Source organism: Bradyrhizobium sp. AZCC 1678, assembly GCF_036924765.1.
GTDB lineage: Bacteria > Pseudomonadota > Alphaproteobacteria > Rhizobiales > Xanthobacteraceae > Bradyrhizobium > Bradyrhizobium algeriense.
Genome location: NZ_JAZHSE010000001.1, coordinates 2,611,655 through 2,629,581, shown reverse-complemented (window position 1 = coordinate 2,629,581; position 17,927 = coordinate 2,611,655). Strand labels below are relative to the sequence as shown.

13 protein-coding genes, 1 tRNA gene and 1 pseudogene are annotated in these 17,927 nt (G+C 61.7%); 2 read left to right on the top strand and 13 right to left on the bottom strand.

The window, feature by feature from the left end; genetic code table 11:
- Positions 1-44: 44 nt before the first annotated feature.
- The 6 genes from V1294_RS12510 to V1294_RS12485 all read right to left on the bottom strand — a co-directional run bounded on the left by V1294_RS12510 (position 45) and on the right by V1294_RS12485 (position 7,068).
- Entirely contained in the window at positions 45-2,315 is a 2,271-nt protein-coding gene (locus V1294_RS12510) for a TonB-dependent receptor (RefSeq protein ID WP_442895335.1), read from the bottom strand.
- A gap of 734 nt (positions 2,316-3,049) precedes the next feature.
- Positions 3,050-3,125, bottom strand: a tRNA-Lys gene (locus V1294_RS12505).
- 180 nt (positions 3,126-3,305) lie between these two features.
- Positions 3,306-3,887, bottom strand: coding sequence for a Spy/CpxP family protein refolding chaperone (locus V1294_RS12500; protein WP_334497406.1), 582 nt, complete (start codon positions 3,885-3,887; stop codon positions 3,306-3,308).
- Positions 3,888-4,019: 132 nt separating this feature from the next.
- On the bottom strand, positions 4,020-5,345 hold the full coding sequence (locus tag V1294_RS12495; RefSeq protein ID WP_334497404.1) for a TRAP transporter large permease: 1,326 nt from the start codon (positions 5,343-5,345) through the stop codon (positions 4,020-4,022).
- The gene (locus tag V1294_RS12490) at positions 5,342-5,917 is read right to left on the bottom strand and encodes a TRAP transporter small permease (RefSeq protein WP_247780370.1); all 576 of its coding nucleotides are present in this window, start codon (positions 5,915-5,917) and stop codon (positions 5,342-5,344) included. Before V1294_RS12490 ends, V1294_RS12495 begins: the two co-directional genes overlap by 4 nt.
- 149 nt (positions 5,918-6,066) lie before the next feature.
- Positions 6,067-7,068, bottom strand: a complete 1,002-nt coding sequence (locus tag V1294_RS12485) for a TRAP transporter substrate-binding protein (protein ID WP_334497401.1) — start codon at positions 7,066-7,068, stop codon at positions 6,067-6,069.
- Positions 7,069-8,188: 1,120 nt separating this feature from the next.
- On the opposite strand from V1294_RS12485, the gene V1294_RS12480 reads away from it, so the two are divergent.
- Positions 8,189-8,473, top strand: a complete 285-nt coding sequence (locus V1294_RS12480; protein ID WP_334497400.1) for a hypothetical protein — start codon at positions 8,189-8,191, stop codon at positions 8,471-8,473.
- A 74-nt stretch (positions 8,474-8,547) separates the two neighbouring features.
- Here V1294_RS12480 and V1294_RS12475 read toward each other — a convergent pair whose 3' ends face one another.
- Positions 8,548-10,107 (bottom strand): 2-isopropylmalate synthase, encoded by a 1,560-nt coding sequence (locus V1294_RS12475; RefSeq protein ID WP_334497398.1) that lies wholly within the window; start codon positions 10,105-10,107, stop codon positions 8,548-8,550.
- 320 nt (positions 10,108-10,427) lie between these two features.
- Between V1294_RS12475 and V1294_RS12470 the strand changes: the two genes are divergently transcribed.
- A complete protein-coding gene (locus tag V1294_RS12470) occupies positions 10,428-12,170 on the top strand; it encodes a CYTH and CHAD domain-containing protein (RefSeq protein ID WP_334497396.1) in 1,743 nt (580 codons plus the stop codon).
- A 123-nt stretch (positions 12,171-12,293) separates the two neighbouring features.
- Here the strand turns inward: V1294_RS12470 and V1294_RS12465 are convergent, their stop codons facing one another.
- The 6 genes and pseudogenes from V1294_RS12465 to V1294_RS12440 form a co-directional block, all read right to left on the bottom strand.
- Positions 12,294-13,214 carry a polyphosphate kinase 2 family protein gene (locus V1294_RS12465; RefSeq protein ID WP_334497394.1) on the bottom strand — a complete coding sequence of 307 codons (921 nt, stop codon included), beginning with the start codon at positions 13,212-13,214 and terminating at the stop codon, positions 12,294-12,296.
- The gene (locus tag V1294_RS12460; protein WP_334478099.1) at positions 13,211-14,191 is read right to left on the bottom strand and encodes a branched-chain amino acid ABC transporter permease; all 981 of its coding nucleotides are present in this window, start codon (positions 14,189-14,191) and stop codon (positions 13,211-13,213) included. Before V1294_RS12460 ends, V1294_RS12465 begins: the two co-directional genes overlap by 4 nt.
- The gene (locus V1294_RS12455; protein ID WP_334497392.1) at positions 14,188-15,069 is read right to left on the bottom strand and encodes a branched-chain amino acid ABC transporter permease; all 882 of its coding nucleotides are present in this window, start codon (positions 15,067-15,069) and stop codon (positions 14,188-14,190) included. The genes V1294_RS12460 and V1294_RS12455 overlap by 4 nt, the downstream gene beginning before the upstream one ends.
- Before the next feature lie 2 nt (positions 15,070-15,071).
- Positions 15,072-15,776 (bottom strand): ABC transporter ATP-binding protein, encoded by a 705-nt coding sequence (locus V1294_RS12450; RefSeq protein WP_334497390.1) that lies wholly within the window; start codon positions 15,774-15,776, stop codon positions 15,072-15,074.
- A 3-nt stretch (positions 15,777-15,779) separates the two neighbouring features.
- Positions 15,780-16,547 (bottom strand): ABC transporter ATP-binding protein, encoded by a 768-nt coding sequence (locus V1294_RS12445; protein WP_334497388.1) that lies wholly within the window; start codon positions 16,545-16,547, stop codon positions 15,780-15,782.
- A 31-nt stretch (positions 16,548-16,578) separates the two neighbouring features.
- A pseudogene (locus V1294_RS12440) lies at positions 16,579-17,890 on the bottom strand (ABC transporter substrate-binding protein).
- Positions 17,891-17,927: the final 37 nt, after the last annotated feature.

The following is a 17,927-nucleotide window of genomic DNA, read 5'->3' as shown; positions in this document are numbered from 1 at the left end:
CGCAGCATGCGCCAAAGGTTTGTGCCCGACAACATATGCAGCGATTACATGTCCACGGTCATTGACAGGAGATACGTGCGCGGTGCTCCCAGGAAGAACGTTCCGAATGAGGCCACGCTGGACCAGTAATTCTCACCGGTCACATTCTGAACGTTCGCGCGGAAAATCGTCTTCCTGCCGTTGATCGCCGTCGTGTAGCGGGCGCCGAGATCGAGCCGCGTCCAATCCGGGATCGGCTGCTTGTTGTCCGCATCGACGAACTGCCTGCCCGTGTAGATGACGGCCCCATTCAAGGTGAGCCCTCTCACCCACGGCAGATCCCACTCGGCGCCGATATTGGCCTGTACGTTCGGAACGCCGATGGGCGTATTGCCCACGTTCGCCGCGATGGCTGTCTTCGTCAGGGTGCCATCCAGCAGCGAAACGCCTCCGAGGACACGAACATCGGGCATGAGTTCGCCGTAGACGTTGAACTCGAGCCCACGTACCTGCGTTTCGGCGGTCGCCGAGAAGCGGTTGGCCAACCGCTCACCGCTCGCCTTCGATATCTCGAAGGCGCTGAAGGTGGTTGCGACCCGCCCGAAGTCCACCTTGATGCCGGCCTCGTACTGCTTGGCGATGTAGGGCGCGAGCACTTCGCCGAAATTGGAAGTGCCCTGCGGCGCGACTTCGCCCCGGCTCAGACCTTCGATGTAGTTCGCATACAAAGAGACGTTATCCCGGGGCCGGACGACGAGGCCGACCACGGGCGTGGTCGCGGTCTTGTCGTAGGACGTCGTCAGCGTTCCGTAGTTATTCCCCTCGACGCCCTGGCGCCGGACACCCAAGGTCAACAGGACACGCTCATCGAGCACGGACATGGTGTCAGCAATCGAGAGCCCCGTGAGCTCACTGTCCGAGAGCCGAGGGCGTCCGGGGATCTCGTTCGCGAACTGAGTTGGCGCCACGGTCGGATTATAGATATTCGACGTGACTTGACTGCCATTGGTGAGCCGCCGATACAGCGCGTCATGATAGACCGACGCCTGGAAGGTGACGGCATGGCGAACGAAGCCGGTGTCGAAACGGGCGCGGACGCCGGCATCGTAGGTGTATCGATCGATGCTGAGCCCGAAGAATTGCGGCGTCGAGGTGGTGTTGCCGCTCGCACTCGTGATCGTCGGCAGACCGAAGAACCGCTCGACATTGGTGTGCGATCCGCCGACATCGGCGAACAGCGTCACCTGATCGGTTAGATCGTATTCGTTGCGCCACAGGGCGGATTGATCGTTGATGCGCGACCATTCCCAGGGCTGCATCACGTTCAGCCGGCCGTCCGGCGCCTTTGGCACCGGCAGGCCCGCAGTCATGAGGAACGGGCGTGACGGCGCGGTGAACCGATCGGTCTGCGCGAGGAAATAGAGCCAGGACCTGTACCGTTCGCCCTGATAGTCGAGGGCCAGCGCTCCGACGCCCGTCGTTTCGGACTGGCGGTCGATGGGCGTGTCGCCGCCGCGCAGGCTGCCGCTAGCGCGCACGCCCCATTCCTTGCTGTCGCCGTAGCGCTTCGCGACGTCCCAGTGACCGCCGAACCGTGCGGCCGAACTGTAACTCGCGGTGAGGCGGGTCAAATCCTCTCCCGCACGCTTGGGCACGACATTGATGACGCCGCCGACGCCGCCATTGGGTGCGATGCCCGAGAGCGCGGCTGAGGGACCCTTGAGCACCTCGATGCGCTCGACGTAATCCGTGAAGATGCGGTAGCTCGGCGCGATCCCGTAGAGGCCCTCAAAGGCAAACTCACCATTGTTGCCTTCGTTGATTGGGAAGCCGCGAATGTTGAAGGAATCGACCACGCCGCCCGTTGGGTGGGAACTGCGCACGGAAGGATCCAGGATCAAGGCATCCGCACCGGTTGCCGCCTGCTGATCCCGGATGAACTTGTCCGTGTAGCTCGTCACGTTGAACGGTGACTTCATTGTGTTGGTGTTGCCGAGCATTCCCAGCCGCGCGCCTTGAGCGACTTGGCCGCCGGCAAAGGCGGGCACGACACCCGGCTGCGACGGCTGCGATTGCACCGCGACGGTTTCCGCTTGCGGGGCGGCAGGCACCGTGGTGCGCCGTGAAGTCGATCGGACCCGGGCGTCACTTCGTTTGGTTGGCGCGCGGCGGACCGACTGTTGCGACGGAGCATCGACAGTAACGGGTGGAAGGGAGTTGCCGCCTTGCGATGTTTGGGATCGAGCGGGCGATTCGAACCACGCAAACAACGCCACTCCACCCAGCAGTGTCGCACCAAAGCGAGCTGCCGTTCCAACCCCACCTGCACGTCGCATTTCCCGAAAGTCCCCCTCAATAGCACGCCGCACAACGTGAAATGGTTCTACGCTCGACCTGCAACGACCATGGATCGAAGATCCGCTCTCCGCGTCTGAGCTCGGCCCGACACTTATGGCTCTGTGAATCAGATGCCCCGCAGACTCGCACTTCGGGTTGGTTGCCTGTGCCTTATCGGCAAAGTCCGATCGCGAGCGAGCTGCACCGCGTCTTTAGAGAGGCGCTATGGTGACCACAACGCAAATGCGTGCGCTGCGACTTAGAATGTCTCGATCATCGACGACTCGAGTCAGCTGACACCGTGTTTGGAAAGTTTCCAAACGCTCGCTTTGGAAGATTCCAAAATCAGTGCTGTTGAAATTTGGAGCTAACAAAGATCTGTCTGAAGAGCTTTTCAAGCTGTACGTAGAACTGGTGGGCGCAAGACGCAGCGGCTGTATGAACGGGCCTGGCACTGTTTGCGAGCCACGAACTGAAGGATGGTGCGCGCGCCGGCTCAAAGCAGATTTCTCAGTTTGCCAAAGCTGGAAATTCGTAACGAGCTTTCCTTCACCTCATTCCATCACGGCTGGTTTACGAAGGCGCCGACAGCGATCTCGCAGATGCGGAGTTGCGCGCCGCGGACCGACATAGCGACGCGAGGAGCGACTAAAAAACAGCCGGCTTGTCGGAATAGCCGCTGACCGCTTGTCGGAATGCTTCTCACGAGAGGTCCCAAGCCCCTTGAAAGGCTTGGTGGGCGCACCAGGGCTCGAACCTGGGACCCGCTGATTAAGAGTCAGCTGCTCTACCAACTGAGCTATGCGCCCGGATGCTTAGCTTCCGGAAAGCTCTCGCGAGAGGGCGTCGTTTAGCAAAGCGACCCGGGGATGTCCAGCAAGCCGAAGCGAGTTTTCCCGGGCTTTGGCTGACCGGCAGAACGGCAAAAAACCGCTGGATTTCAGCGGCTTCCGCCGATGTTTCGATCGGGCCCCGATTGAGGGGGCGCGTCAGAGCCGTTCGGGGCCGCCCCGGGCCGGTCCATGGTCCCGGTCATCGCGATTTCGGCCGTAGCCGCGGTCGCGGTCAAAGTCGCGGTCCCTGCCCATTTCGCGCTCGAACCGGTGATGGCGCCAGCCTTCCCTGCCCCCAAACCGGGTCAGAACGGCGAGCCGGCGCTTCTGGCCGTCATCGAGCGTCTTGTAGAGCGGGTCGGCGGCTTCCGCGATCTTCTTCATGGCCGCCGCGGTAGCTGCCATATTCTCGGCCCGGTCACGCAGCCGCGCCACCGGATCATCCGGCTTCTGCTGGCTGGAATCGTCCTTCGGCGGGTTCATCCGCGCGTTGGCGCGATCGATTCTGAGCTTGGCGAACTCCCTGACCGCGGCCTCAACCGGCGGCCACAGCTTTTCCTGGTCCGCCGTCAGCTTGAGGCCGGCATGAACGGCCGCGATCCGGGCATCCGCATAGGCCGACCGGTCCTCCGGGCTCATCCGCGAATGGCCGTAGCCCCAATGACGATGCTGGGCATAGACGGCGGTCGAGCCGGCAATGGCAAGAACCGCGACCGCTGCGATGGCGAACTTCCTCATGCGAACCTCCTGTGAAAGGTTGCTTGAAGATGGCCTCGCCTCAACCGGCGTTCAACTTAAAGGTTGGCAAGAGAGGCATCCCTTACCAAGATGTAATGTGACGCCGCTTGATCCACCGCAATGCGCGCGAGGCTAGAGCATCCCCAGCGCGCGCGGCAGCCACAGCGAGATTTCCGGCACATAGGTGATGACGCCGAGGAAGATCAGCATGGTCAGAAGCCACGGCCACACCGCGATCGTCAGCTCGGTGATACCCATCTTGGCGATGCCGGAGGCTACATAGAGGTTCAGCCCGACCGGCGGATGGCACATGCCGACTTCCATGTTGACCACCATCAGGATGCCGAGATGCACCGGATGGATGCCGAGCTTGACCGCCACCGGAAACAGGATCGGCGCCATGATCAGGACGATCGAAGACGGTTCCATCACATTGCCTGCGATCAGCAGCAGCAGGTTGACGATCAGGAGGAAGATGATCCAGTCGACGCCGACCGAGGTGATCCACGCCGCGATCTGCTGGGGAATGTTTTCATTCGCCATCAGGAACGAGAACAGCACCGCGTTGGTGATGATGTAGAGGATCATCGCGCTCATATTGGCGGAGCCGAGCAGCACCTTCGGCACATCCCTCAGCGACATGTCGCGATAGACGAATACCGCGATGACGAAGGCGTAAACCGCGCTGATGGCGGCGGCCTCCGTCGGCGTGAACAGACCTGCATAGATGCCGCCGAGCACGATCAGGATCAGCAGCAATCCCCACATGCACTTGCGGAACGCCACGAAACGTTCGGTCCAGCTCGCCTTCGGCAGTCGCGGATAATCATACTTGTACGCCCGATAGAAGGTCGTGACCCCCAGCAGCGTCGCCAGCATCAGGCCCGGGATGACGCCCGCCATGAACATCTGACCGACGGATGCCGACGAAACACGTTGCCCGGCGGGATCCAGCGCAATGCTGCCGCCGGTCGCCACGCAATAGATCACCATCACGATCGAAGGCGGAATCAGAATGCCGAGCGCGCCAGAGGTGGTGATGACGCCGGCCCCGAAGCGCTTCGGGAATCCTTGGCGTACCATCGCCGGCAACATGATGGCGCCGATCGCGATCACGGTCGCCGGCGACGAACCGGACACCGCGGCAAACAGGGCGCAGGCCATCACGCCGGCAAGCCCGAGGCCGCCGTACCAGTGCCCGACCATGGAGGTCGCGAAATTGATCATGCGGCGCGCGACGCCGCCATGGGTCAGGAAATTTCCGGCGAGAATGAAGAACGGGATCGCCATGATCTCGAAATTGTCGATGCCGGTGAAAAGCTTCAGCGCCACCGACTCGGTCGGCACGTTGGTCATGGTGAAGATGAAGGTCAGAACCGTCATGCCGAGCGCGATCGAGATCGGCATGCCCGTCAGCATCAACGCGATCAGCAGGGTGAAAATGATCAGGGCGCTCATCGGGTGACTCCCGCCGCGCCGACGCCGGGCTCTTCGATCTCGACGCCCTCGACATGCGCGTGATCATGGTGCGGCAGCTCGCCGGTGCGCCAATAGCCGTAGGCGACCTGCAGGAAGCGGAAGCACATCAGGTACGAGCCCAAGGGAATGCAGAGGTAGACGAACCAGCTCGGGATCTCCAGGTCAGGCGAGACTTGGTCGGTGTGCATCAGGCCCCAGACGAATTTTGCGCCCATCGTCCCGATCACGGCAGTGAAGAACGCCCCGCAGAACAGCCCGAACAGCACCACCGCATTGCGCCAGGGCGATCTGAGCTGGTTCACGACGACGTCGACGCCGACATGGATGCCGGTGCGCACGCCATAGGCGGCGCCGAACTTGGCAACCCACACGAACATGTAGATGCAGAGTTCCTGCGCCCAGGACAGGTTGATCGGAAACAGGATGGGATACAGGAATGGAACGCCGACGAGATAACGGTGCATCACCGCGATAAAGATGATCGTCGTCGCCAACGCCATCAGCGTCGCGATCAGTATCTCCTCAAGCCGATCGAGGATCCGAAGCAGCATCAACTTCCCCCTGAAGGATCGGCCTTGCGGCCGGACCCTGCGCTATGCCAGCGGCACCGGTTGCGGCCCGCAGTCCCCACTCGGTCATAGCATATTTCAGACAGTCAAAGGGCTTCCGTGCCGCCGCACGGAAGCCCTGCAACCCCACTTTAGTTCGTCGCGCCCCTTGTCTCCTTGAGGAATTCGTCGATCAGCGGCTGGCCGACGCGGCTGGCGACGTCCTTGTAGACCGGCTCTACCGCCTTGCGCATGGCGGCGTCCTGTTCAGGCGTCAGCTTGATGATTTCGCTCTTGCCGGTTTTCTTGATTTCGGCGAGCGCGTCGTCATTTTCCTTCGCCGACTGGCCGTTGCCGTATTCGGTGGCTTCCTTCATCGCCTTCTCGCACTGCGCGCGGACGTCCGCCGGCAGGCCATCCCAGAACTTCTTGTTGGTGACCACGACGTAGCCGATGTAGCCGTGATTGGTTTCGGTGATGTACTTCTGCACTTCATGCATTTTCTGGGTGTAGATGTTCGACCAGGTGTTTTCCTGGCCGTCGACCACGCCGGTCTGCAGCGCCTGATAGACTTCGGAGAACGCCATCACCTGCGGAATCACGCCGAGCGAACGGAACTGGGCTTCCAGCACCTTGGAAGACTGGATGCGGAATTTTAGCCCCTTGTAGTCGGCCGGCGTCACCAGCTTCCTGTTGGCGCTCATCTGCTTGAAGCCGTTATCCCAGTAGGCAAGGCCGGTCATGCCCTTCGAATCCAGGAGCTTCAACAGCCTGGTGCCGAGCGGGCCGTCGGTGACTTTGCGCAACGTCTTCAGGTCGGGAAGGATGTAGGGCAGATCGAACACCTCGAATTCCTTGACCCCGATCGGGCCGAACTTCGAGTTCGAAGGCGCCAGCATCTGCACCGCGCCGAGCTGGAGCGCTTCCAGCTCTTCCTTGTCCTTGTAGAGCTGCGAGTTCGGATAGACTTCGACCTTGACCTTGCCGGCGGTGTATTTCTCGGCCAGTTCCTTGAACTTCTCGGCCGCCAGCCCCTTCGGCGTATTGGTCGCCACCACGTGGCTGAACTTGATCACGATCGGCGATTGCGCCGCGGCGGGGCCGACCACAGCGAGTGCCGCGATCGATGCCGCGGCCAAAATCAGCTTGCGCATGTATCCTCCCGTTATTTCCCCGGAGCGCGCGAACGCAGGTTCCGAAGCTTGCATGCCAGTTGCACCAATACAGACAAGCCAGCCGAATTGCCATTGCCCGTTAGCAGGGTGCCCTCGCGAGCTTTGCTGCACCGCAAAAATGCAATATTCCATTTCGTCGGGTAGGCGAGCCGGTACGCTGCGGCCTATAGTTTCGCCTTCTCGCGGCGCATTGCGTCCGAGGTTTGCATCTTCGTTTGCCCTCCTCGAAAATTAGAGGGCGCAGGGAAGACCGGGTGCTTGCTGCACCCGCGGTCTCGCGTGCGATTTGCGCAAACAAAACTGCACACGAGCATACAGGGCAGCGGGAGCATTCCGGCCTTCCCTGCGCATTGGCTTTACGGCTTACTTCGTGCTCTTCCTGGTGAACGGCTTTCTTGCCACCATCGCCGGCGGGACACCGCGCTCGATCCAATAGGATCGATGCGCAACCGCCAACTTAGCGCCAGCACCGCGGCGTCAGAACCACACGACTTCGCCGTACGCTCAAGCCACACACGTCAGTCGCAGCTCTTGCGTCCATCGCATCTCACCGCACGTTCGTGACGATGGCCAACGCCCCTCAATTGGGTGAGACAAGCGGAGTTATGCGGGTGATTTGGGTGAGAACGAAAGCAGAATATTTTTGATTCCTGGGGTTGACACGATTTCGGAAAATCAGAAGTACTTTGCCCGTCGTGCCGGTATGTCGCAGGCGGGCAAAGCGAAGCGTCCGCTTTAGCGGCCCTCGGTTGCGATCAAAGAATGCCTAGAGCATGATCCGGAAAAGTGGGTACCGGTTTTCCGAAAAGATCATGCGTAAATCAAAGAGATAGAGTGGGATGACGATTCGAAGAAAAGTCATCCCGCTCTAGCGGACAGATTGTTCTGCTACCCGCCAAGCCTCCGATCGCATTGGACGCGCTTTCCCTCGCCGGTCCGGGCTCAGTTCGCGAAAAAATGGAAATAATGTCGGGCAGTGGACAGTCAATTGCGCCACTTGGCCAAATCATAGCACGCGTACTGCCCGGCTATCCTTCCTTCACATGAACGGAACGGTCGGCCGGATCTATTAAGTAAACGGTATTTTGGAGCCATTGCCATGACAAAGCTGGATGAGCGCACCATCGCCAAGATGGATGCTGCGCTCGAGAATGTCTGTCGCGGGCTGCCGAACAGCGGAGGCGATCACGCAACGCGGAAATACGTTGCGCAGAAACTGGTTCAAGCCGCGAAGAGAGGCAACACGACGCTCGGCGGCCTGGAGGCCGCTGGCCGTCGCGCATTGCAGGAGATCGCGCAGGGATCGATAACGCCGCACGCGGAGCATCGGCGGGACGCAGCCGGCTCGAACAATCATCGTTCGGGGAACGGCTTACACAGGTAAAAGAAGACGGCCGCCAAAGAAAAACGCGGCGCCAAGGCGCCGCGTTTCACGGGTTGGCTTGTCATGCGCCGCGATCAGCTTGCTGCTTGTGCCGGCATGTCGCGCTGGTGCTTCATGACGATCTTGTTCAGCGCACCGAGATAGGCTTTCGCTGACGCCACCAGCGTATCCGGATCGGACCCCTTTGAGGTCATCGAGCGGCCTTCATGGGCGAGCCGCACCGACACTTCGGCTTGCGCGTCAGTGCCTTCGGTGACGGCGTGGACCTGATAGAGCTCCAGCTTGGCCTCGTGCGGCACCAGCGCCTTGATGCAGTTGAAGACCGCATCGACCGGGCCGTTGCCTTCGGCTTCCTCGATTCTGGTCTGGCCTTCTACGTCGAGCTTCATGGTCGCGCGCTGCGGACCATGGGTGCCGGCGATGACCGTCAGCGAGACCAGCTTGATCCGGTCATGCGAGGCCGCGATCTCCTGATCGACCAGCGCCTCGATGTCCTCGTCGTAAATGTCCTTCTTGCGATCGGCCAGCGCCTTCATCCGCACGAAGGCGTCTTCCAGCTGGTTGGCGCCGAGCTTGTAGCCCATCTCCTCCAGCTTGTGCACGAAGGCGTGGCGGCCGGAGTGCTTGCCGAGCACCAGCGACGACTTCTTCAGGCCGATCATTTCGGGCCGCATGATCTCGTAGGTCGATGCGTCCTTCAGCACGCCGTCCTGATGGATGCCGCTTTCATGGGCGAACGCGTTGCGGCCGACGATCGCCTTGTTGTACTGCACCGGGAACGAGGTCGCCGCCGATACCAGCTTCGAGGCCCGGGTCAGCATGGTGGTGTCGATCTTGTTCCACCACGGAAACACGTCGTTGCGGACGTTGATCGCCATCACGACTTCTTCCAGCGCGGCATTGCCCGCCCGCTCGCCGATGCCGTTGACGGTGCATTCGATCTGCCGCGCGCCGCCGGCGATGCCGGCCAGCGAATTCGCCACCGCCATGCCGAGGTCGTTATGGCAGTGCACCGAGAAGATCGCCTTGTCGGAATTCGGCACACGCTCGATCAGCGTACGCATGAAGTTGGTGTATTCCTCCGGCACGGTGTAGCCGACCGTGTCGGGAATGTTGACCGTGGTGGCGCCGGCCTTGATCACTGCTTCGACGATGCGGCAGAGATAATCCATTTCGCTGCGGGTGCCGTCTTCGGCCGACCATTCGACGTCGTCGATCTGGTTGCGCGCGCGGGTGACATTGGCGATCGAGAGCTCCATCACCTGCTCCGGCGTCATGTTCAGCTTGACGCGCATGTGCAGCGGTGAGGTCGCGATCACGGTGTGGACGCGGCCGCGTTTTGCGAACTTCACCGCTTCGGCGCAACGGTCGATGTCCTTGGGGTTGGCGCGCGACAGGCCGGCGATGACCGAATTCTTGGAGCGGCGGGCGATCTCGCTGACGGCCTGGAAGTCACCTTCCGAGGTGATCGGGAAGCCGGCCTCGATGACGTCGACGCCCATGTCGTCGAGCATTTCGGCGATCTCGAGCTTTTCCTCGAACGTCATGGTCGCGCCCGGGCACTGCTCGCCGTCACGCAGGGTGGTGTCGAATACGATGACGCGGTCCTTTTCGGACTTGTTGGCGGTGGTCATTTCTGAAGTTCCTTTTGGGTGGTAGCGCCTTTTTTCCAGGCGCTGAAGGGTCTGGTGATCTCGCGCGAACCCCTGAGTGCCCAGGCGCAAACCGCCCAGACGGCCCTCAGGGGCCGATAAGAAGCAGAAGCCCGCCAAGAAGGAGGGTGGGCGCGGACGCAGCCGGACGCGCGAGGGCAGCCTTGGCCGCTCCACCCCGAACTCCGTACTTTTTGCTGCGAATCAGCATTGCCAGACCCTTTGGACGGCCAAATCCTCAGCCAAAACCATTGACGGTTCGTTGCCGGGAATACGTCCGGAGGTCGTTCTAGACGAGAATTATGGCCGGCCGCAATGCCAAAAGATGGTCAGGACGGGTGACCTTTCGAAGGAGAGTCATTCCGGGATGGTGCGCAGCACCAGACCTCAGATGCGCAATTGCGCATCGGGGAATCTCGAGATTCCGGGTTCGATGCTCCGCATCGCCCCGGAATGACGGTTCTGTTTGCTGGCCGGCACTTGGAAGCGCCTTCCGGCGTTATCAGCCTAGTCTTTCAGACGAGCATCAGATGGGCGTTGAGACCGAAATCAAGTTCCGCATGCCCAAGCGCAATCTCGGGTCCTCTTACAAGTTGACGGTGCCCGGCTGCAAAATCGGCGAGCGCGCGGAGAGCGATCTGCTGTCGACCTATTTCGACACGCGGAAACACAAGCTGAAGCGGCGCGGATTTCTGCTCCGGGTCAGGCAAACAGACGGCAAGCACGTACAAACGATCAAGAAGACGTCCGGCGCGCAGTTCGGTCGCGGCGAATGGGAAACAGAAATAGGAGGTCGCGCTCCCGATCTCGACCAAGCGAACGGCACGCCGCTTCAGCGGCTGGCCTCGAACAAGCTGCGGCGCAAGTTGAAGCCGATCTTCGAGACCTCGGTGCATCGCATCACCCTGCCGGTCCGCACCAGACGGAGCGAGCTGGAGCTTGCCATTGATCACGGCAAGATCAATGCGGCGGGGCGGACGAGCCGCATCGAGGAGGTTGAACTCGAATTGAAAAAAGGTCCAGCAAGGGATCTGTTTCGCGTCGCGAAGGCGCTGGAGCGAAAGCTCGCGGCCGAGCTTTGTTTGAGAGCGAAGGCAGACGTTGGCTACGATCTTGTCAACGGAAAGCGCGCTCAGGCTGTGTTTGCCGAACCGATCGAACTTAAGAAGCGAATGAGCGCCATTGAGGGTTTCCAGGTGATCGCCCGCTCCGCCCTTCGCCATTTTTCCGGAAACGCCGATGCCGTCCGCAAGCTTGATCCGGAAGGCGTGCATCAGATGCGCGTAGGCTTGCGCCGCTTGCGTGCGGCCATCTCGCTGTTCTCGGAGGCATTGGCGGCTGCGAAAACCGAAGAGATCAAGGCAGAGCTGAGGTGGCTGACAAGCGAGCTTGCCCACGCGCGCGAGCTCCACGTCTTCCTGGAGGAGAAGATTGGCCCTGTCGCTCGCGAAATAACACCGCGGCGGGGCGGCAAAGCCATTGCGAAGCAATTTGCCGATAAACGCGCCGAGGCGCTCGAGCGGGCCAGGAAGGCTGTCGATTCGCCGCGATGCCGCGTGCTGCTCGTCGATGTGCTCGAGTGGATCGAGGCGCAGCAGGGCCGGACGGACACCGCAAATACCGAACTTGGCGAGTTCGCCGGGAAGCTCCTGGATCGGCGCATCAGGAAAGCGCAAAGGGACGCAGGGAAGCTGCAGGAGATGACGGCGCCCGAGCGGCACAAATTCCGGATCAGGATGAAGAAGATCAGGTACGCGGTAGAGTTCTTCGAAAGCCTTTTCCGCGCCAAACGCGATCGAAAGGCGCTCGCGCGTCTATCGAAACATGCGAAGAAGATCCAGGATGCCCTGGGTTCGCTCAACGACTTCATTGCGGACCGAAAGATGGCGGCAGAGGCCGCGCTACAGGCCCCGCCGCAAAACAGACGTGCCCGCGCCTTTGTTTCAGGCATTATCGTTGGCCGCGAGGATGAGCAGGCAAGGCCGCTCATGAAAGCGGCAGCAAAGGAACTGCGGGCGCTACGCCATCTTTCCGCACTTGGCTGATGCTGTCGTCACACGTATTTGGCCGACCGGCCTGTAGGGTGGGCAAAGCGCAGCGTGCCCACCGTTCCACCCCGGGGTATTCGAGACAATGGTGGGCACGGCGCAAGCGCGCCTTTGCCCACCCTACTTCTTCATCGCCTTCTCTTCCGCCAGCAGCGCCTCGCGCACCTTTGTGAACTCGCTGCGGTCGGCTTTGTCGACTTTCGGGAAATGCAGGTCGAGACTGTCCAGCGCGGCCACGATGGTCGAGCCGATCACGACGCGGGCGAACCATTTGTGGTCGGCGGGGACCACGATCCAGGGCGCCGCCTGCGACGAAGTGTGGCGGATCAGGTCCTGGTAGGCGGCCTGATATTTGTCCCACAGCTTGCGCTCGCCGATATCGGCCAGCGAGAACTTCCAGTTCTTGGCCGGATCCTCCAGCCGCTCGAGGAAGCGCTCGCGCTGCTCCTCCCTGGAGACGTTGAGGAAGAATTTCAGGATCACGGTGCCGTTGCGCGCGATGTAGCGCTCCATCGCGGAGATGTCCTCGAAGCGGTCGCGCCAGATGTCCTTGGTGACGAGCTTCGGCGGTATCTTTTGTTTGGCGAGAATTTCCGGGTGGACCCGCACCACCAGGCATTCCTCGTAATGGGAGCGGTTGAAGATGCCGATCCGGCCGCGCTCGGGCAGCGCGATCATGCTGCGCCACAGGAAATCGTGGTCGAGCTCCTTCGTCGACGGCTGCTTGAACGCGGTGACTTCGCAGCCCTGCGGGTTGACGCCCTCGAACACGCTCTTGATCGCAGAATCCTTGCCGGCGGCGTCCATGCCCTGGAAGATCAGCAGCATCGACCAGCGGTCCTGCGCGTAGAGTTTTTCCTGAAAATCGGACAAACGCTCGCGATTGGACTCGATGATTTTGGTCGCTTTTTCCTTGTCGAGGCCACCCTTCTCATTGGTCTTGTGCGACTTCAGGTGAAATTCGCCCGAGCCGTCGTAGCGGAACGGGGCGACATAGGGTTTCAGCTCGTTCGCCAGTGGTTGCGAAGGTTTTTTGCTCATTTCGTCCCGGAGGGCTTGGGTCGCGTCTTCAATCTGTCGAGAACGCTACCAAGAATGCCCTTGGGAAGGAATATGATGAAGACGACCAGCAGCACGCCGTAGACGAGGTTGTCCCAGCCAACCGCGCCGGTGCCGAAGCGGATGCGCAAGACTTCCGCCAGCATGATGGTGATGATGGCGCCGACGGTCGGCCCAAGCGAGACGTAGAGGCCGCCGACGATGACGGCAAACACCATCTGCAGCGACACCGCGATGCCGCTGACGGTGTCGGGTGAGATGAACATCTGGTACTGGCAGTAGAGCGCGCCGGCAAGCGCGGTCATCAGCGCCGAGATCAGTGTGATCTTGAGCTTCTCGGCCGTGACGTTGACGCCGGCCGCAGCCGCTGCGTCCTCGTCTTCCGAGATCGCCTCCATGGCGTAGCGGCTCATGCTGCGGTCGACCCAGCGCCAGATCAACAGGCCCACGACCCAGACGAACAGCGCGATCAGGTACCAGGTGATCTTGTCGTCAAACTGCAGCGCCATCCATCCAGAGCCGCTGCGGGCGCGGTTCGGCGTGTAGCCGAGCGAGCCGCCGGTGTAGTCGCGGGTGGCGGTGATGACCTGCAGCACGATGCCTGACAGCGCCAGCGTCACCAGCACGAAATAATGCCCGGTGATGCGGAAGCGGAAACAGGGATAGGCGACGATCAGCGCCAGGATTCCCGCCGCCACCATGCTGATGGGAATGCCGATCCACGGCGAGACGTCGAGATGGTTCCACAACAGCGCGGTGACATAGGCGCCGACGCCCATGAAGCCGCCATGGCCGAGCGATACCAGACCGAAGCGGCCCATGATGGACCACGCGGTGTAGGCGAACGACCAGATCAGGATCAGCACCAGAATATGCAGGTGATAGGGCTCGCGATAGACAAAGGGCAGCGCGATCAGTGCGGCGAGGCCAACGCCCCAGGCGGCATGACGGAGATTCACGAGCGCCTCGCAAACAGGCCCGCGGGCCGGATGAACATCATGACGATGAAGAAGGCGAAGGCCAGCACGTAACCCCATTCGAGGTCGGAGAACAGGCCGCCCAGCGAAATGATCTGGGCAAACACGAACGCCGCGATGAAGCCGCCGACGAAATTGCCAAGGCCCCCGAGCACGCAGATCAGGAAGGTGATCGGCCCGAACGACAGCCCGACAAAGGGGTGCACGTCGTACTGCAGCACCAGCAGGCAGGCGGCGAGGCCGGCGAGCGCGCCGCCCAGCGCCGAGGTGATGAGATAGATGCGCCTGGTATCGACCCCCATCAGCGACATGATCTGGCGGTCCTGCGCGACGGCGCGGATCGCAGTCCCCGTATAGGTGCGCTTCATGAAGAAGTAGATCGCCAGCATGCCGATCAGGGCGGCGGCGAAGGCCAAGAGCCGCGAATAGCTGAAATGCATCTCACCGATCGCCAGCACCGGCAGGCGGATGCCGAGATTGCGGAAATCGATGCCGAAGGCGACGGTGGCAAAGCTTTGCAGGATGAACAGCACGCCGCCGGTCGCCAGCAACTGGTTGATCGGCGGCGCGGTGAGCAGCGGCGCGATCACGATGTAATGCAGCGCAGCGCCAAGGGCTGCGACCAGCAGGATCGCAAACGGCGCGGCAACCCAGTACGGCATGCCGAATACCTGGACCATGTAGTACATGCCGTACATGCCGATCATCACCAGTTCGGCGTAGCAGATCCAGGTGACGTCGATGACGCCGAAGATCAAGTTCAGCCCGAGCGCCAAGAGCGCCAGCACGCCGCCGAGCAGGATGCCGTTGACCACGGCCTCCAGCAGATAGATGTCGAAGATATCGAGGAATGCCTGCATCACTAAACCCCGAGATAGGCCTGCTTGATCGTATCGGTCGACAGCATCTCTTCCGACGTGCCGGAGGCGCGGATGGAGCCGGCCTCCAGCAGATAGGCGCGGTCGACCACCTTCAGCACCTGCTGTACGTTCTGCTCGACGATCAAAACCGTCAGCCCGCTGGCGCGGATGCGTTTGACCAGTTCGAACACCTGCTGCACCACCACCGGCGCCAGCCCCGCCGACGGCTCGTCGAGCAGCAGGAGTTTCGGGTCCGACATCAGCGCGCGGCCGATCGCGCACATCTGCTGCTCACCGCCGGACATGGTGCCGGCCATCTGGCTGCGCCGCTCCTTCATGCGCGGAAACAGATCGAACACGAATTCCAGCCGCTCGGCATATTTGGCGCGCGCGCCCGGCATGTAGGCGCCCATCTTCAGGTTGTCGTCGACGGTGAGGCGCGGAAACAGCCGGCGGTTCTCCGGCACATGCGCGATGCCGAGCTCGACGATGCGATGCGCCGGCGTCGCTAGCACGTCGTGGCCTTCCATCGAGATCGCGCCCCTGGTGGGGCGGATCAGGCCCGAGATCACGCGCATCAGCGTGGTCTTGCCGGCGCCGTTGGGGCCGATGACGCCGACCGCCTCGCCCGCCCTGACCTCGAGATTGATGCCGAACAATGCCTGGAAGCTGCCGTAGCCCGCGTCGACCGATTTCAATTCGAGCATGCGTCAGACCCCCGCCTTGCGGCGCGCTTCCGCCGCCGCAGCCTGGCTCGAATCCGCGTCCGTGCCGAGATAGACCTCGATCACCCTGGGATCGCCGGCCACCGCGCTCGGTAGCCCTTCCGAAATCTTCTCGCCGTGATCGAGCACCATCACGCGGTCGACCACGCGCATCAGGACGCCCATGATGTGCTCGACCCAGATGATGGTGATGCCGAGCTCGTCGCGGATCTTGCGCAGCATGTCGGCCGCCTGATCCATCTCGTGCTCATCGAGCCCGCCGAGGCTTTCGTCGGCGAGCAGCAGTTTCGGCCCCGTCGCGAGCGCCTTGGCGAGTTCGAGCTTCTTCAATCCGGCGGCGCCGAGTCCATCGACGCTGGCGTGCCGGTCCGTCGGCAGGCCGACCATCCCGAGCGCCCGTTCGGCCGCCTCATCCGCCTTGACGCGGCTGTGGCGGCCCTGGCCGTAATAGCCAGCCAGCGCCACGTTCTCAAAAATGCTGAGCCGATGAAACGGCCGCGGGATCTGGAAGGTGCGGCCGATGCCGCTGTTGATGATACGATGCGGGGCCACGCCCGCGATCTCCGCGCCGTCGAACAGGATCGATCCCGCCGTCGGCACCAGCGTGCCCGACAGCATGTTGAAGATCGTGCTCTTGCCGGAGCCGTTGGGACCGATCAGGCCGAGAATCTCGCCCTGCTCGACCCGAAACGACACGTTGTTGACAGCGGTGAAGCCGCCGAAACGCTTCACCAACCCTTCTACCGTCAGCACGCCAGAACCTCCGCTTACTCGTTTGCTGGCTTTACTGGTTGCTGAACGTGGTTCCCTTCGGCAGCGGCAGCACGGCCTCGCGCTGCGCCTGGCTCTTCGGCCACACCACGTAGGACTTGTCGTCAATGTACTGGATGACCACCGGGAACGAGCGCTCGTTCTGGCCGGCCATCTGCGTGCCCTCGCCGTGGAACTTGACGCCGAAGCCCAGCATGGTGCCACCCTCGGGAATGTCGACTTCGAGCGCGGCCTTGCGCAACGCATCGGGATCGACGCCGCCATATTTCTTGATGGCGCGCGGCAGCACGTCGGTGAGGAAGAGGTAGGTGTTCGACGCCGCCATGCCGACATGGGCGGAACGGATCGCAACGCCGGGCTTGGCCTTGTCGAATTCCTCGCCGACCATCTTGATGACCGGCGGCAGCTTCGGATCCATCGATTTCTGGTTGGCGAGCCAGATCGAGATCGGATCGGTGTTGAAGACGTAGTTGACGTCAGCGCCCAAGCCTTCCTTCAGCATTCTCGTAGACGCCATAGCCCGCGCCGTGGCCGACCAGCGCTGCGAATTTCAGGCCCTGCTCGCGCGCCTGCCGCCCGAACAAGGTGATGTCCGGGTTGTAGCCGGTGTGGAAGAGTACGTCAGGCCGCGCGCGCTTCAGCTTGGTGACGAGCGCGGAAAGATCTGGCGCGGTGGCCGAATAACCTTCCTTCATCACGATGTTGAAGCCGGCCTTCCTGGCGCCGGCCTCATTGCCCTTCGACACGTCGACGCCGTAGGCGCCGTCCTCGTGGATGATGGCGACGCGCAGATCCTTCGGCTCCTTGCCGAACTTCTCTTTCGAGTTCTGCGCGATGAAATCCATCGTCATCATGCCGAACTGGTCGCCGGAAGCCTGCGGGCGGAACACGTATTTGAAGTTCTTGTCGGCGAGCACCGCCGAAGAGATACAGGTGGTGATCCACATGAAATTCTTCAGTTGCTCGACGCGCGCGGCCACCGGCACGCATTGCGCCGACGAGAAGAAGCCGAGCAGCATGTTGACCTTTTCCTGCTCGATCAGCCGCACCGCCTCGTTGATCGCAACATCAGGCTTGCTCTGGGCGTCGGCATAAACCGCCTCGACCTTGTAACCCTCGACGCCGGTCTTGGCGTACTGGTCGAGCATGATCTTGGCGCCGATATATTGCAGTTCCGAACCGCCGCCGGCGAGCGGACCGGTCAGGTCGTAGATCACGCCGATCTTGATTTTCTTTTCCTGGGCTTCGGCAGTAACCGCCATGCCCAGCACCGCGATTGCGGCAGACAGCCCAACGAGAAGGCGTGCAGCTTTGCGCCCCGGCATGGAATCCTCCCTGGATTATTTTTTGTGCACTGCGTTT

What these genes read in the sequence shown, in the direction of transcription:
- V1294_RS12470 (WP_334497396.1), top strand. Translation starts at nt 10,428, where the DNA reads ATGGCCGGCCGCAATGCCAAAAGATGGTCAGGACGGGTGACCTTTCGA.
- V1294_RS12465 (WP_334497394.1), bottom strand. Translation starts at nt 13,214, where the DNA reads ATGAGCAAAAAACCTTCGCAACCACTGGCGAACGAGCTGAAACCCTAT.
- V1294_RS12455 (WP_334497392.1), bottom strand. Translation starts at nt 15,069, where the DNA reads ATGCAGGCATTCCTCGATATCTTCGACATCTATCTGCTGGAGGCCGTG.
- V1294_RS12500 (WP_334497406.1), bottom strand. Translation starts at nt 3,887, where the DNA reads ATGAGGAAGTTCGCCATCGCAGCGGTCGCGGTTCTTGCCATTGCCGGC.
- V1294_RS12495 (WP_334497404.1), bottom strand. Translation starts at nt 5,345, where the DNA reads ATGAGCGCCCTGATCATTTTCACCCTGCTGATCGCGTTGATGCTGACG.
- V1294_RS12480 (WP_334497400.1), top strand. Translation starts at nt 8,189, where the DNA reads ATGACAAAGCTGGATGAGCGCACCATCGCCAAGATGGATGCTGCGCTC.
- V1294_RS12510 (WP_442895335.1), bottom strand. Translation starts at nt 2,315, where the DNA reads ATGCGACGTGCAGGTGGGGTTGGAACGGCAGCTCGCTTTGGTGCGACA.
- V1294_RS12485 (WP_334497401.1), bottom strand. Translation starts at nt 7,068, where the DNA reads ATGCGCAAGCTGATTTTGGCCGCGGCATCGATCGCGGCACTCGCTGTG.
- V1294_RS12450 (WP_334497390.1), bottom strand. Translation starts at nt 15,776, where the DNA reads ATGCTCGAATTGAAATCGGTCGACGCGGGCTACGGCAGCTTCCAGGCA.
- V1294_RS12475 (WP_334497398.1), bottom strand. Translation starts at nt 10,107, where the DNA reads ATGACCACCGCCAACAAGTCCGAAAAGGACCGCGTCATCGTATTCGAC.
- V1294_RS12490 (WP_247780370.1), bottom strand. Translation starts at nt 5,917, where the DNA reads ATGCTGCTTCGGATCCTCGATCGGCTTGAGGAGATACTGATCGCGACG.